Annotated in this window: 14 protein-coding genes; 2 read left to right on the top strand and 12 right to left on the bottom strand. The window is 48.4% G+C overall.

The genetic code is table 11. From position 1 onward, the window contains the following. Nucleotides 1-28: 28 nt before the first annotated feature. The 5 genes from ABH899_RS14905 to rlmH all read right to left on the bottom strand — a co-directional run bounded on the left by ABH899_RS14905 (nt 29) and on the right by rlmH (nt 6,157). Entirely contained in the window at nt 29-916 is an 888-nt protein-coding gene (locus tag ABH899_RS14905; protein ID WP_369997532.1) for a DUF5677 domain-containing protein, read from the bottom strand. Nucleotides 917-1,417: 501 nt separating this feature from the next. Continuing rightward, on the bottom strand, nt 1,418-1,978 hold the full coding sequence (locus tag ABH899_RS14900) for a hypothetical protein (RefSeq protein WP_369997529.1): 561 nt from the start codon (nt 1,976-1,978) through the stop codon (nt 1,418-1,420). An 851-nt stretch (nt 1,979-2,829) separates the two neighbouring features. Continuing rightward, nucleotides 2,830-3,456, bottom strand: a complete 627-nt coding sequence (locus tag ABH899_RS14895) for a hypothetical protein (RefSeq protein WP_369997527.1) — start codon at nt 3,454-3,456, stop codon at nt 2,830-2,832. A 312-nt stretch (nt 3,457-3,768) separates the two neighbouring features. Further along, nucleotides 3,769-5,544 (bottom strand): GmrSD restriction endonuclease domain-containing protein, encoded by a 1,776-nt coding sequence (locus tag ABH899_RS14890; RefSeq protein WP_369997525.1) that lies wholly within the window; start codon nt 5,542-5,544, stop codon nt 3,769-3,771. A gap of 133 nt (nt 5,545-5,677) precedes the next feature. Beyond that, on the bottom strand, nt 5,678-6,157 hold the full coding sequence (gene rlmH, locus ABH899_RS14885) for a 23S rRNA (pseudouridine(1915)-N(3))-methyltransferase RlmH (RefSeq protein ID WP_009673450.1): 480 nt from the start codon (nt 6,155-6,157) through the stop codon (nt 5,678-5,680). A 381-nt stretch (nt 6,158-6,538) separates the two neighbouring features. Here rlmH and ABH899_RS14880 point away from each other — a divergent pair, with 381 nt between their 5' ends. Next, on the top strand, nt 6,539-8,065 hold the full coding sequence (locus ABH899_RS14880) for a gluconokinase (RefSeq protein WP_369998226.1): 1,527 nt from the start codon (nt 6,539-6,541) through the stop codon (nt 8,063-8,065). A gap of 83 nt (nt 8,066-8,148) precedes the next feature. Here the strand turns inward: ABH899_RS14880 and ABH899_RS14875 are convergent, their stop codons facing one another. The 3 genes from ABH899_RS14875 to ABH899_RS14865 form a co-directional block, all read right to left on the bottom strand. Continuing rightward, nucleotides 8,149-8,556 carry a DUF4878 domain-containing protein gene (locus ABH899_RS14875; RefSeq protein ID WP_218230708.1) on the bottom strand — a complete coding sequence of 136 codons (408 nt, stop codon included), beginning with the start codon at nt 8,554-8,556 and terminating at the stop codon, nt 8,149-8,151. Between the two features lie 162 nt (nt 8,557-8,718). Continuing rightward, nucleotides 8,719-8,886, bottom strand: coding sequence for a CxxH/CxxC protein (locus ABH899_RS14870; RefSeq protein ID WP_009673401.1), 168 nt, complete (start codon nt 8,884-8,886; stop codon nt 8,719-8,721). A 19-nt stretch (nt 8,887-8,905) separates the two neighbouring features. Next, nucleotides 8,906-10,144, bottom strand: coding sequence for a S1C family serine protease (locus ABH899_RS14865; protein ID WP_369997523.1), 1,239 nt, complete (start codon nt 10,142-10,144; stop codon nt 8,906-8,908). 174 nt (nt 10,145-10,318) lie between these two features. On the opposite strand from ABH899_RS14865, the gene ABH899_RS14860 reads away from it, so the two are divergent. Then, on the top strand, nt 10,319-10,531 hold the full coding sequence (locus tag ABH899_RS14860) for a hypothetical protein (RefSeq protein WP_103995373.1): 213 nt from the start codon (nt 10,319-10,321) through the stop codon (nt 10,529-10,531). Here the strand turns inward: ABH899_RS14860 and ABH899_RS14855 are convergent. From ABH899_RS14855 to walK, 4 genes are all read right to left on the bottom strand, one after another. Continuing rightward, on the bottom strand, nt 10,500-11,306 hold the full coding sequence (locus tag ABH899_RS14855) for an MBL fold metallo-hydrolase (protein ID WP_326050507.1): 807 nt from the start codon (nt 11,304-11,306) through the stop codon (nt 10,500-10,502). The two genes, ABH899_RS14860 and ABH899_RS14855, sit on opposite strands and share 32 nt — an antisense overlap. A 45-nt stretch (nt 11,307-11,351) precedes the next feature. After that, a complete protein-coding gene (gene yycI, locus ABH899_RS14850; RefSeq protein WP_369997519.1) occupies nt 11,352-12,116 on the bottom strand; it encodes a two-component system regulatory protein YycI in 765 nt (254 codons plus the stop codon). Nucleotides 12,117-12,216: 100 nt separating this feature from the next. Next, nucleotides 12,217-13,503, bottom strand: a complete 1,287-nt coding sequence (locus tag ABH899_RS14845) for a YycH family regulatory protein (RefSeq protein WP_369997517.1) — start codon at nt 13,501-13,503, stop codon at nt 12,217-12,219. Continuing rightward, entirely contained in the window at nt 13,500-15,332 is a 1,833-nt protein-coding gene (walK, locus tag ABH899_RS14840; RefSeq protein ID WP_009673424.1) for a cell wall metabolism sensor histidine kinase WalK, read from the bottom strand. The genes ABH899_RS14845 and walK overlap by 4 nt, the downstream gene beginning before the upstream one ends.

Here is a 15,332-nt window from a genome sequence, read left to right as displayed (position 1 = left end):
TTCTTGCTTTGTTCCGTTTGTAATCTATTCAATAGTGGTTGAGGTTCTTGTGTTCTTGATTTTTTAAGGTGTGGTTTGTTTGCCCCTTCACTTCGCCGTTTTGTCTTTTGCTTTTCGGCTTCTCTGCTTGGTCTCTTACACTCATTATTTTTTCTTCAAACGACTTTAGAACTTCTTCTTGCTTCATATTAAATACATGATTAAGGCAATTTAGGGCAATAACAAGTACTGAGTAAGCTGTAAACAATGATCTATCGATGTCTTTATCACTTGGAAGTGAATTAATCGCAATTATATCTTGTGTATCTTCGTCAATCTCCAAATACTTTTGTAGCGTCCTTATGTCTGTATGTACTTCAAAATTTAATGTTTTATAAGCGTAAGCATAGAAACTATCCATACCTGCCTTACTTGCCCATTCATAGACCTCTACTTCTTTTATTTCTTCATTTTTGTTTTCTTGTTTAAGACTGTCTAACTGGTCTTTACTCAGGGTTTTTCTTAAATCTTCATATATGCTCTGTTTATCTTTTTCGAAAATTGATTTAAGCAATCTTTCTCGCTTTTTCTTGTCTGTGTTAATAAAATTTAAGACCTCATCTTCATTATCTGGTATGGCCTTCAAAACAAAGGTAGCTTCTAAAATAGTTCTTAGAATAACTTTTGCTTCTGTATCTAATCCAATTTTGTAGAGCATTAATATTGCTTGAAATCCATTGTGAATTTTCGAAAATAAAGAGGAACCTATTACTTGCTGACCATTATTTAAATCTATCGCAAGTGCATACTTTGTTGTATAGGTAAATTTATTTAGATCATAACCTACTTCAAATAATGCTTTATGCTTTTGGTAATTTTCTTGGGCAAACTCATTTATCTGATTTCCTAAGAATCCTACGTCATCAAAATCAAACATCACTTTTACCCCCTTCTATTTCAATACCGCTGGCAACCATCCAGGTAATAAAGATATCCTCGAACAGTTCGCTTTATAAGCAAATTATCGTTGAACCAGCAGATCAGCAAAAGGGTGAATGTATGGCGAATTAACACAATCGCTTCAATTTAGAGGTTCTTTTATTTCAAATTCCTATCCCCCCTCCATCCTCCCATTTTTCGTTGTCATTTATGGTACGCTTCCACCGATTAATCTAATCGCCCGAAAACTACTCCATTAACAGCAACACCCGCATCAGTTGATGCGGGTAGGTAACGCAGCCGAAGTCTCAACCACTTGTCGCTGCAGAAGTTGGCAAGCGAGAAGTCGATATTCGCTGCAAGATGTACGGCCATCCCGTTCCATGTATTTGACAACGACTCAGTCGAATTCACTTCAAACCCCTGCCGGATCGAGCGCCGAATAGCCCGATGCGTAAATACGGTGTTAGGGGAGGTTCCCCTCTGCTTCGAATCAAGATCAATTACTTATTTTTATTAATAAGTCCTTTACTGAATAACTAATAAATATATTGATTGCACTTAGCGTAATTATTGATAGTGGTATGGAAAGATTAACAACAAGCTTTTTGTTTAATAACTTATATTTCTTATGTTGAAAATCAGCCATATCGTGAAAATAATCATTGATTTTAATTAGAACTTCCAAATATGCCGCTGCAAACACAGAAACTATTATCCAGGCATTTTGCTCAATTTGATTTAGTGAGGAAAATTGAACAATTAATGCAACCCAAACTGTAAACAGGATCTTGAAAAGTGATTCTACAACGATGTTTAAGTACTTTAGTCTTGCATACCCTATCATCATGAATAGACCAATCACAGCTATATTAATTTCTAAAAGATTTTCCAATAAATCAAAATAAATAGTTCCTTTGAGAATCCGTTCCCATAATAATAAAGAGGATCCATAGATTATAATACTTATAAAAAAACTTAACCAAAATATAAAGTTATCTATTAAGAAAAGTTTTAGATTAAATCTATTTCTTTTATGCTTTGTTTTTCTTGACTCCATCATGTATCCTCTTTTTACATATTTAAGGAATCTCTCGTAACATCTTTTTAGCGAAGTTCGCTAATAACATGAGCTCATAGACATTTACGAATACAAGCCTTTTACATACCATGATCATACCACAGGAATAGAGGAATTTGTCGTATTTTCCCTATAGCACCTTCTTTCACCACTCTGACAGGCACTAGGACCTTCTCATCACCCAATTTTCGCCCTATTTATGAAGTTGAAATGGATGATACTACTCAGGCTTATTACGAATCATTAGGTCTTAGCGAGGGTACCGGCAGATGGAGGCCATGAATTGATTGAGTCACCTAATAGAGCAATATAATTTCAGCAACTGGTGTTTTCTCTTAGAACAGTATTATGTGAGTTCGATGATAAAGCGAATACAGAAACGGCTGAGCTATAGTGATGACGGAACAGTTTTCAAAGAATCGATTAAGGAAGCCATCACCATTGGCGTTGATCTGTTTATACGGCGTCTTCAGTTGAGGAGAACACAAGCAAAAACTGTGTCTGACTTCGAAAAATGGTCAAGCTTGGGCTTCTTAAATATGAGGGACCTACCCGGCGATCAGAAGTCACGACCGATATAGGGATGCATGAGACGCTATGGGAAGCAATTATGAACACGCCAGAGTTTGAAGTAATTAAAAACAAATTGGCTGAACAGATGAATAGGATAATTGAGGATAACTAGCGGGAATCGATGGGAGAACGCCTATGATGGACGGTCTCGCTTAGTTTAGCTTGGTGGAGCGTATGTGGGTCTGTTCAGGAAAGCCAATGAAAACAGATATCTGAACAGCCCACAACGTCCATATGTCTGGGTTCTTTCAAATTTCTTAAAAAGCCTTAGATAACATTATTAACGAATTTAATCTATTACCATGACACTCTGAGTAGATACTTTCGCTACCACAAAAACAAAGAGAGCTAACCTGTCCACCCTGGCGAATGTATTGTTGAATTTGGTTATTCATTTTTTCAAGTTCATTATATACTTGAGCTTCCGTCCGACTTAATCTTATTTCATGACTAAACGCGTTTTGCCCTCTATTCCTTATTCTAAATAATGCTTTATGAATATCGATAACATCATTAACCAAAAAATTACTGATGCAACTAATGCGGATATTGTCCACTTGTGCGCCTTTATAATTCACTTTCTCGTCTTGAACAAACAAAATATGCTCAACTGGTGGAATTTTGGGAGTTATATCAATTAAGTCACCATTACTACTTCTCCAGACTGCATGAAATTCTGCTTCACAAATCAATTCACCCTTCCAGATTTGCCAACCAAACACGATTTGGCCTCCGTCGATTGTTACTTTACTTTCGACATTTGGAAAGCATTCGTTTGGTATTGCATATGATTCATCTATCACTGGTACATACACAGGGTCCAACCCCGAGTTAATCTTTTTTAAGAGCTTTTGAACTTTTTCATCATGTATATTGGGTACCATTTATGAATCATTCCTTTGATTATTATGATAATAAATCCAGAAGTTTTGGATCTTCACAGACTTCGTAAATACTCCGTTATAATCGAAACCAAATATCAATTCTCATCATAACATACCATGGAAATAGTGGGACAATCACCTAGTTAAAAAGAACTAAAACCCTTGAGCCAAAAGGTCTCAGGGGCTCTGTAATTCCTTTATATCACACACATATTGACATACTCAAAACACCATTTTTCGCCGTCACTTATGGTACGGTTCTCCACGCTGTCTATAACGGCAAGTTAAAGGGCACCCAGTGGGTGCCCTTTATTATTTAAATCTAGAAAATACTGATGCTACGTCAGCACCATGCACTTTCTTACATTGCGCACCATCTCTAACATACAATTCATCATTGTACCAACTCGGCTCTTCACCACCAACAATTTCCATCATTATAACCATACTGCCTCTGTAATTGAGTGGGTTTAATCGTGAGGTTATGTTTGATTTTAGAGCATCTGGTAATGCAGAGTTTGTGATTTTTGTAGTTATAAAAGAGAAATACTGATCTAGGCTTACACCTTTTAATCTTGCCTCCCTTTCCAATCCCACTACTCCAAAATCGCCCACTCTTGGCACAGTAATGTTATCCAAGTGCTCTACCCTTAGAGTGTGTGCTTCACGATCAGATACACCTATAAATATGTATCCTGTTCTGCCTTTCCCAAGGTTGGCCATTGCACATATGTTATGAAGGATTTTTTCGAAGCTCTCCTCATCAAACAATCTGTTCTGGACATCAAGGGTATAAAAACCTTGTTTAAAATCATAATGTGGTGGCTCAATTTTGGATAACCTCAAGTAATTTTCAAAATCGATTGCTAGTACACCTGCACTACGAAGTGTATGTGTCGCCTTTTTAAAGTAAGGCTGTACTAATCCGACAGTAAGATTAATATTCGCGATTCTGTTAGCTGTCACAATACTTTTTGCAGAAGCAAGTCTTCCTGCAACATTTGTTAATGCAGAAAAGATCGAATCAATATTAAATGGTTCTTTTTGATCGTTAATAATCAACTCGTAAATAGCCATAAATAGGGTATAATAGGGTTCTTTTACAGCATTACTCCCTGCTGTTGGATTAAGGATATTTTTCAAATAATTCTTTTCACTTGATTTTGAAAGCGCCATGTTTTGTATTGTATCGAAAACAAGTTTTATGTCATTCTTTAAATTTTCTCTACCGTATGTTGCAATTGAGGTCTCAATTTCAAGCTTCTTTTTATCGTTCAAATAATAATCGTCAAAATTGTCCTTGCTTGCTTGAAAAGGTTCTCTCAACGCTACTGACAAAATTATATCTGCTATTAATTGTTCATCTTCACTATCGCGTAAGTGGGACACACGTAATATACCTTGGTTACACCAAAAAGTATCTTCGGCCGCAACGCCATACCCCAATGCAATATTTTTCGAATCGATACTAATTTCGGGCATTTCAGTTAATGGAAGAACACCCCTAGAAACATCACCCCGAATTTCAGAACTTAATTTCCTTACTAACTCTGAAAATACAGTTGTTGTCCCTGCTTGTCTAACTTCTTGTGGGGATAAGTGTTTACCGTTGGAATTAATTCTACCAAAAACCTCGATTACTTCCTTTTCCGATCCTTGGAAAGTTGAAATAGGAAGTTGATACTCTAAAAAGGATGCGCATTTCTTTTGACTCAGACGTTTAATTTCATCACCGTGGACCGGCGAAAACACTCCTTCTTTGGCCAAGGTATTTGCAGTTGGGTGTTGTGAAACATCAAAGTACAACCCATTTACTGGGAATTGGTTTTCAATGAAACTAAAGAGAGCATTTAGTCTCTGCATCCCATCAATAATTTCATATGTTGTTTCTCCCTTATCATTAACTCCCTTCTCTGCCAAAAGAATAAGCGGAATAGGATACTGTGAAAGTACACTATCGATTAATGCTTCTTTTTCTTCTTTAGTCCAGACTAACTTTCTCTGATATTTTCTGTTTACAAGCAGGCAATTGCTCCGATAGAGCTGGTATAAGTTCATAACACTCATGCCTCTTGGGGTAATATTCAAGCTCACCACTCCATACAATGATTTTTCTAAATTATACCATACGGTAGTATTACAAAAGCAAATTCAATATATAGTGCTCGAAACTTTACACTCCTTACACTTTTCTTCAAGCGATCCGGCTAAAAAATTTCCCTTATTTATGATACGGCTCCCCCCTATTTATCTTAAACGCCCGATAAACCTGCTCCACCAGCACCAGCCGCATCAACTGGTGCGGCAAGGTCATGCGCCCGAACGACAGCTTCGCGTCGGCGCGGCGCAGCACCTCGCTCGACAACCCGAGCGAGCCGCCGATGACAAAGGCCACCTGGCTGCGCCCATAGGTGGCCAGCTTATCGAGCGAGCCCGCCAGCTGCTCACTCGTCCACATCTCGCCGTCGATGGCCAGCGCCACGACGTAAGCGTCCGGGGCGAGCTTGGCCAGCAGCCGCTCGCCCTCTTTGGCCCGCACCTGCTGCTCCTCCGCAGGGCTCATGCTCTCCGGTGCCTTCTCGTCCGGCACCTCCACCAACTGCACCTTGGCATACGGGCCAAGGCGCTTGACGTACTCGTCAATCCCGTTGACGAGGTATTTCTCTTTCAGTTTGCCGACAGAGGCAATCGTGATGTGCATGGCGAAGTCGCTCCTTTTTTTACCGGTCAATGGCTTAATCTTCCCTTACTGTACCCCAAATCCCACCCGAATCCAACCTGCCCCGTCCCGAAAAACACCCGCCCGGCCATTTCCCGTATTTTCACGCCGCCCGATCCGAAAAAAACACACTTGACGTTTCTCCCCAAGCAGGTATGATGCCAGTAGGGGGTAATTTCCAGCAGGGCTCCTGCCGCGGAAAAACCCTCTTGGAGTGCGGTTTGCAGCCACCAGACAGATAAAAAAGAGCTGCATTTTCGAAAGTCTGCCCGATAAGCCTTATAATGAAGATAGAGATGCTGACCATTGAGGCAAGGAGATCGACCATACCGACGCAGAGGTGAACTAGAATTGACCTATTTCATGGGAATTGACATTGGAACGACGAGCACCAAGACCATCATCACTAACGAAAAAGGAACCCTCCTCGGAGCCGGGGAAGCCGGATATCCGCTGGCCGTACCGCAGCCTTCCTGGGCGGAGCAGGACTCGGACCTGATGTTCGAAGCCGTGCTTCAATCCATCAAGGAAGCGATTCAGCGCGCAGGCATCGACGGCAAGCAGCTCGAAGCGATCGGTTTCAGCACGGCGATGCACAGTGTGATTCCGATGGACGCCGACGGACGTCCCCTGATGAACAGCATCATTTGGGCGGATAACCGCAGTGTGGCCCAAGTACAGCGCCTGAAAGACGAGAATCTGAGCAGCATGCTTTATCATAAAACCGGCATCCCGATCCATCCGATGACCCCCCTTCCGAAGATCATGTGGCTGAAGGAAGAGCGTCCGGATATTTTCGGCAAAGCCGTTAAATACATATCGATCAAGGAATATGTTCTCTACAAATTTTTCGGCCGTTACGTGGTCGATCATTCGGTCGCAGGCGGCACCTGCCTCTTCAACCTGAACACCATGAGCTGGGACCCGGACGCTCTGCGCATCGCCGGCATCCGTGAGGATCAGCTCAGCGAGCTGGTTCCGACCACCCACATTATGCGCGGCATGAACCGGGAGTTCGCCGATCTGCTCGGCCTCGACCCCGAGGTGGCTTTCGTCGTCGGCGCGGCCGACGGAGCGCTTGCCAACCTCGGCGTAGGCGCGGTCGAGCCCGGCGTTGTCGCGCTCACGATCGGGACAAGCGGCGCCGTCCGTACCGTCGTGCCCAAGCCGCTGACCGATGCCAAGGAGCGCACATTCTGCTATGCGCTCACGGAGAATCACTGGGTCATCGGGGGGGCCACAAGCAACGGCGGCCTTATGCTCCGCTGGTTCCGCGACGAGTTCTCTTGGCCGGAGGTCGAGGAAGCCCGCCGCACGGGTCGCGATCCGTACGACGTTATGATCGCGGCGGCCAAGGAAGTCGCACCGGGCTCCGAAGGCCTGCTCTTCCTGCCGTTCCTTTCCGGCGAAAGAGCGCCGTACTGGAACGCGGACGCGCGCGGCAGCTTCTTCGGCATCGGCCTGCATCACAAGCGGCCGCATTTCATCCGCGCCGTGCTCGAAGGCATCCTGTTCGCCGTCTACGGCATCGGCATCGCTCTGCGCGACCTGGCCGGACCGGCGACGGAAATCCGGGCGTCCGGCGGCTTCGCCCGCTCCCCGGAATGGCGCCAGATCATGTCCGACATGTTCGGCTACCCGGTGCACATCCCTAAGAGCCACGAAAGCTCCAGCTTCGGTGCCGTCGTGCTCGCCATGTACGCCGTAGGCGCACTGGAGCGTCTGGAGGACGTGAACAAGCTTATCCCGATTACGGAGCGCCAGGAGCCGAACATCGAGATTTCGCCTACGTACATCGAGCTCTATTATCTCTATGACCGCGTCTACCGCAAGCTGGAGCAGGAGTTCTCGATTATCGCGGAGTACCAGCGCCGCACGACCAGCAAATAAGCCATTACTCTAACGGCTTTCAAATGAAACTAAAAGAGACCGTACAGGACAAATTTCCTTTGTCTTTACGGTCTCTTGGTTTATTAAACGGGCTTTTTTATTAAAACCTTCCACTTGCTATCCGCCTTTACAACCGTAATTCTGCTCTCTTCCTGACTAGCCTCCTTCATGATAAGAACCCGCATTTCATACTTACCGGGTTCTGACAAGACAGCGTCTTTTATTTCAAAGTCTCTGATATCACTTGTCCAAATGTAATTTTTAAAGTCTGACCTTTCCCTGGACGTAAGCGGTACCTCATATACCACGTTCTGTTCAACCGCCTCCGCATTATGTTTGATAATTGCCGTCAAATACCGATTTGCGCTTCGTTTAGCCTCCGTGGAATCATCCTGCTTAAAAAATAAAATTCCCATCCCAAAAAGAACAAAAATAAAAAACGCAGTAGAAGGAACCATTATTCTTTTATAAGTTTCTAGAAAAGATTTCAACCCGACACTCCTTCAACAAGAAATTTTTCCCATATTCTATATTATTGGAAGCCAAAAGTTTTCTCAAATTACATTGCTTTATTTTAGCCCTCCACACCAAAAAGGCCTCTGCACCAAGCTCGCTTCTCAGCGAACCTTGTGCAGAGGCCTCTTTTTCTATCGTCAAACGACCAGATACTCCGGCTTTTCCTTGCAGTGCTCGCAATGAGCGGGCGGCTCCCACTCGGCGAACTTCACTTTGCCCAAATCCACGATGTCCGGTGCGTCCTCGTATTCGTCCACGAATACGTCAATGGCCAGCTCCAGGTGCTCTTTACAGACGGAATACATTGCTCGGCCCCTTCTTCCCTTAATTCTCTCCCGCTTCGGCAAGGGTCAGCTCGGTCTTCTGCTTCTTTCCTTCGCGGTAATACGCAACTTCAATTTTATCCCCTATCTTGCTTTCCTTATACAAAAATTTGCGGAGCTGGACGGTCGTCTCGATCTTCTTCCCGTTGATCGCCACGATCACGTCCTCGCTTTTGAGGCCCGCGCTCTTGGCCGGTCCCGAAGCTTCGATGACGATCAGGCCGCTTTTCACGTCGGCAGGCAGTGTAAGCTCCTCCGTCCCTTGGAAGAGCTGCAGCTCCTGGGTCGACACGCCCATCAGCGGGCGGATGACTTTGTGATTGTCGATCAGCGACCGGATCACAGGCTCGGCATCTTTGATCGGGATAGCGAAGCCCAAGCCCTCCACGCCCATATCGGAGATTTTCAGCGAGTTGATGCCGACAACCTGGCCGTTCAGGTTAACGAGCGCGCCGCCGCTGTTTCCTTGGTTAATGGAGGCGTCCGTCTGAATCAGCTCCATCTCCCAATCGTACTGGCCGTCCATGGCGAACGAGATCGGGATGGATCTTTTGGGCGACGAGACGATGCCCTTGGTGACGGTCGGCGAGAAGCCGAGTCCCAGCGGATTGCCCAGCGCGATGACGGTCTCTCCGGCCTTCAGACTGGCGGAGTCGCCGAATTCCGCGATGGACGTCAAGTTCGACGCGTCCGTCTCCAGCACGGCCAGATCCGTGATCTGGTCTTTGCCGAGCAGCTCGGCTTTTTTCTTCTCGCCGGATGCCGTGTACACCTCGAACTGCTTGCCGCCGTCCACCACATGGTAGTTCGTGACGATTCTTACCTTCGAGCCGTTCTTCTCGAACACGATGCCGGACCCGATGCCCGTCTGTTTGAGTTCGTTCTTGTCGTTCGGCTGCAGATTGACGATGCTGACGATAGCCAGCTTCACCCGCTCCGCGGCCTGAACGACAGCGTTGTTGTAGGAGTCCTCCATCTGCTTGGAGGACATGGCAGCCGGCTTCGCGCTGCCGGTCCCGGCCAGCGCCTGCACGAGCAGGACGACGACCAGCATGACAGCGGCTCCCGCTCCCCCGGCCAGCCACACCGTGCGGCTGCGCAGGTCTGGAAGCCCTCTCAGGCCCGCTAACGGCCGGTTCCCCGAGGCGAAAGGCTTTCCCTTCGACCAGCCTCCCTCCTCCTGCTTCCGCCGATCCTTGCGCTGCTTCGTAGAATAGAACTCGTCATCGAACAAACTCACGCGATCACACCTCTCGCTCTATCGGCGGATTATTGTACATGTTGTACTGCATTTCGGGAAAATACGGAGAAATCAGGAATGTTTCCGGACCAAACCGTCTACAATAATAGTAAATGATTTTATAAGAATGCTAGACCAAGGACGGCCCACTAATCCGTAAAGGAGCTACCCTCCATGAATAACCGTATCCGCACTCACTTGGATGAAGTCCAGCTCATCGGCAAGCTCGCCGATCTCAAGGAAGACCATTACCGCAATTCGCTCATTCTTACCGCTCTCATCGATGTTCTGATCGACAAAGGCGTACTGACCACGCAGGAGCTTCAAAACCGGATGGACAAGCTCGACAGCAGCTTCAGTCCGTACCCAGCTCCTCCCATTTCGTAGGACGGTCAAAATACGTGTCCATCAGCCGGATATTGCGCTCCTTGAGGGAGACGCCCCGGTCTTCTAATACACTATTCAGCGTAAGCCTGGCTAAATCCATCAGGTTATGATTTTGGCTCAAATGCGCCATGTATACGGCTCTCGTACGGGCCGTCATAATATCCAGCAGCGCTTCTCCGGCCGCTTCGTTGGACAAGTGGCCGAGGTCGCTCAGAATCCGGCGTTTGATGTTCCACGGGTAGCGCCCCATCCGCAGCATCTCGATGTCGTGATTCGCCTCTAGAATAATGGCGTCCGAATCCCCGATGACATCCTTGACCTTCGTGCTCATGTAGCCCAGGTCCGTCGCCATGGCGAGCTTTTGGCCTCCGCAGTGAAAGCAGTATCCGACCGGCTCCGCAGCATCATGGGAAATGCCGTAAGATTCGACCCGGATGTTCCCGAAGTACTCTTCCGTACCCGTCTCCATAATCCGGCGGTTCGGTTCCGCTATCGCCCCGATGTGTTTATCAAGCGCTTCCCACGTCTTGGTGTTGGCATAGACGGGAAGATCATATTTCCGAGCAATGGCCCCAAGGCCCTTGATATGGTCGGAATGCTCGTGGGTCACCAGAATCGCGTCGATCTGATCCCCGCTGACCTCCCGTTCCTTCATGAGCTGTTCGACTCTCCGGGCGCTGAGTCCCGCGTCTACCAGCAGCTTCGTTTCCCCGTCGCAGATGACGGTCGCATTGCCCGTCGATCCGCTGGAGAGCACCGTAAATCGTAAACCCATAAGCGTTAACTCCTCTATCGTAAAATCCCGTCCCGAAAGACCGGATTACTTTTTAGTATCCGCAGCTGCATCTTCCGCCGAGGCCGACTGCATTTCGACCGCCCCGTTAAAAGCATGCACATAATAAATATCGCCGTTATTAATCGTGACACGCCAGTTCGGCACCATATATTGCGTCTGGGAATCAAACAATTGCCCATGGTAACCGAGCCTTACATCCGTAATTACCGAACCGTCGAGCAGAAACTTCTCAACCAGACTGCGCACCGCAATATAAGCCGGAATCACCTTCTGCTCCTTGTCCTCTCCACCTGATTCTACTTCAACATACGCCTGCCGGTAACTGGTAATTTGTGCATCGGTTTCATAGAGTTTTAATTGAACATCGAACATCGGATACTCGTTATACATCTGGTTCAGCACGTACATCCCTTTCTTGCTGAGTATCGGGTCGTGCTTGTACGCGTCCAGTTTGGGAATGTCGGTTTTCGGCAAATCGTCCTTCGGAGAAATCCGGTTCAGGAGGCTGGCGATTTTGAACGGGTACTGAAGCTTGAGTGTGACGTTAGGCTGGTAAGACTCCACGAACTTAAACGTGATTTCCTTGAGCTTCGGCGCTTCCTTGGGCAGCTCGTGGCTGAGCTGAATGCTTTTTCCCTTCAAAAGCTTGTTCGTTTCCTCCAGCACGCCCGTCATATCCGTCGCCAGCTCGGTCTGCTTCGCTTTTCCCGTCCATACGAGATACCCCAGCACCACATTCAGAAAGAAAAACGAAAGAATCAGAATGGTTTTGGCTCTTCCCCAGTTCAACTGCGCAGCCTCCTTCCCGTAAAAATAGTAGATACTCGCGTCACGTTAACGCCTCATCTGTTGATTGGATTCTTGAGCTCCTACAAGCTCCTCCTAAAACTCAGCGGAAAAACTCGTAAGTCCCGTCTTTAAATTCGATCGCCCACACGGGGGACAGATTGACGGTTTTGACGCCCAGCGTCGGCCGGTAAGCCGGGAACACGTTCACGATATTGTAGCGCTTCGGATGATTCGTAATCTTCGCGTTCAGCGCTTCACCGCCGATCAGCTCGGTTTTCTGCTGATTGATGATTTTCAAATCGGAATAAACGACGGAGCGCTCATAGTTGGAGACGACTCCTTTTTGCAGCGTAATATGAATGGCCCCGTATCCTTCCTTCTGTTCGGTCAGAATCGGGAACGCATCGTACACCTGCCGGAACACAAACATCTGATTCGAAAAAGCGTGCTGCTGCTGCGGCTTGCTGATCGTATAAGTCCCGTTCCAGCCGCCGTGCTGGTTAATAAACTGCACCCCCGCATCGAGGTTTTCCTTGATGCTGTTCTTGCTGTCCGTTACCGCAAGCGGATCGGTATATTTCATCCACTTCTTTTCCTGGTTGATCTGCAGCCCCCGCTTCGCGTCCGTGTAGATCTGCGAGCCGTCCCGGTCTTTGAGGTTCCTCGTCAGGGAAGGATCGGCGAAAAGGCTGCTTTTCAGCTGCTCCGTGGGAAATTCCTTATAGCCGAAGTCATAAGAAGTCGCCGGAATGGGATTGACCGGTAAATAAAACTCTCCGCCGGAAGCCGCCACATAGGGAGGATTGGTTCCGGCAATCGCCGTGAAGTTCTCTACATCCTTCGCCGTAAAATCCGCTCCGAGCACTTCGAAAGCCGTGTTCGCGGAATCCGTGAACAGGTACGTGGCGGCGGATTTTTTATCGCTGCTCGCGAAAATCCAGATCCGGGTAATCAGCTCCGTGTCGTCGGGGATATCCCCCTTGATCTGGAACGTATTCTGCAGCACGCTCAGCGGAAGACCGTCCCGGAAGCGAACCTCGACGCCTTCCTGCTTCTCGCGGATTTCGTCCCAGTTCGTCCGCTCCTGGTTCATAGTGACTTTGCGGAAGCGTTCCATTTTGCGCTGTTTGACGCTTTCGAAAATGGTGGAATACGAAGTGGAATCCGGATAAAGGACCGTATGCTGCTGATTGCCGAAATGCAGCACAATCTGATCCGGGAACAGCAGATCTTCCAGCTTCGCTTTCGTCCCTTCCAGTTCGCTGGAAATATATTCGGAAGGAGGCAGCGGGTCGTAGTTCGGTGTGCTGTACGCCAGCAGATAGCTGAGCAGCAGGCTCAGCAGAATCAGTACGGTCAGCGTGACCGACTTCAGCTTCTCTATCATGACGCATTCTCCTCCTCCGGCAGGACCGGCAGCATAAAGGTGACTTTCGTGCCGGACCCCGGCTCGGACTCCAGAGACATGGCGCCGCCATGGGCTTTTACTATTTCCCGGGCAATCGAGAGCCCGAGGCCGGTGCCGCCCATGTTGCGGGAACGCGCCTTATCGACCCGGTAGAACCGGTCGAAAATGCGCGGCTGATCCTTCTTCGGAATCCCGATGCCCGTATCCTGCACCGAGATTTCGAGCTGATCCCCCTCCGCCATCCGGGCATAGATGGTGATAGCCCCCTCGTCCGGCGTATATTTGATCGCGTTGGAGACCAGGTTGTCCAGCACCTGGTCGATCTTGTCGCGATCCAGCGCCACCGGACGGATTCCCGGCTCCGCCACGATGCGGATCCGGATGCTCTTCTGCCGCAGCTGGAAGGAGAAGCGGTCCGCTACCTCCTCCAGCATGTCGGCGATATCCGTCTGCTCCTTCGTGAGCAGCGCCTGCTTCGAATCCAGGCGCGACAAGTGGAGCAGATCCGTCACGAGCCGGATCATCCGCTCGGTCTCGTTGCGCGTCACGCTCAGGAAGCGTGGAGCAAGCTGCTTGTCTTCCATCGCGCCGTCCTCCAGCGCCTCGAGGTAGCTCTTGATCGTCGTCAGCGGCGTCCGCAGCTCGTGAGACACGTTCGCGACGAACTCCCGGCGCGACTGCTCGAGCTTCTCCTGCTCCGTGACGTCCTGAAGCACCGCAATCGCTCCGGTTACGCCATCGCCTCTGCGGTGAATCGTCGTGAACGTCACACGCACGGTCTGCACGTCCTCGTCATCCGGCAGAGGCACATCGATCAGCGTCGTGTTGCGCTCGCCGTGCACGTACTGGTCGATCTCCTCGCGGGTGAGGCCGAGCAGTTCCGAAATGTGCCGCTGTGCGGAGTGCTCCTCCTTCACCTGGAGGATCTGCATCGCCCGGCGGTTCATGAGGATAATCTGCCCCGCTTCGTCGGTGGCGACCACCCCGTCGTTCATATTCGTCAGAATCGAGGCCAGCTTCTCCTTCTCTTCCTCATTGATGAAGATGGCTTCCTTGAGCCGGTTCATCATGAAGTTGAACGTATGGCCAAGCTGGCTGATCTCGTCTTTGCCGTAAACTTTTACGCTCTGGTCGAAATTCCCCTCGGCGGCGGCCGTCGCCTGCTGGGTAATTTCCTTGATCGGCTTCGTGATCGTACCGGACAGAATGACGCCCAGCCCGGCCGTAAACGCAAGGGCGATCAGCGTCGCCACGATGAGAATCCGGTTGATGCTGGACATCGTTTTGTACAGATCCTCCATCGAGGAGACGATGTACACCGCGCCCAGCACCCGGACGCCGCTGCCGATCGGCTTGGCCGTCGCGAACTTGCGCGTATTGTCCACGTCCGTGAACATGCGGTCGTTATCCCGGATTCCCTGAAGGGCGCGGGTCACTTCCGTCTTCGTCGTTTTCTGATTCACAATCTGTTTATTGGCTTCCAGCGACGTGCTGAGAACAACCCCGCCGGCGTCGATAATCTGTATTTCCGTATTTCCCGGCGCGAACAGGCTGTTAACGAAGTAGGTCAGCTCTTCCGACAAGTTCTTCGTATCGCTGTTTCTCGGCTCGTTCAAATACTGGCTTTCCACCAGCCCCGCAATCAGCGTAGCCTGGCTATTGATGGAATCGCGGAATTCATTCTTATAATGGCTGTCGAGCGTCTGATAGAAATAAGCCGCAATCAGCTGCATCGCGATCAGGATCAGAAGGACGTAAATAATAATCAGCTTCGCCTGGATGGATTGGAAAAACCGGATTACCTTCAT

This window comes from Paenibacillus sp. RC84, assembly GCF_041260495.1.
Classification (GTDB): Bacteria; Bacillota; Bacilli; order Paenibacillales; family NBRC-103111; genus Paenibacillus_F.
The sequence above is the reverse complement of the archived record's forward strand: the minus strand, read 5'-3'. Positions and strand labels throughout refer to the sequence as shown.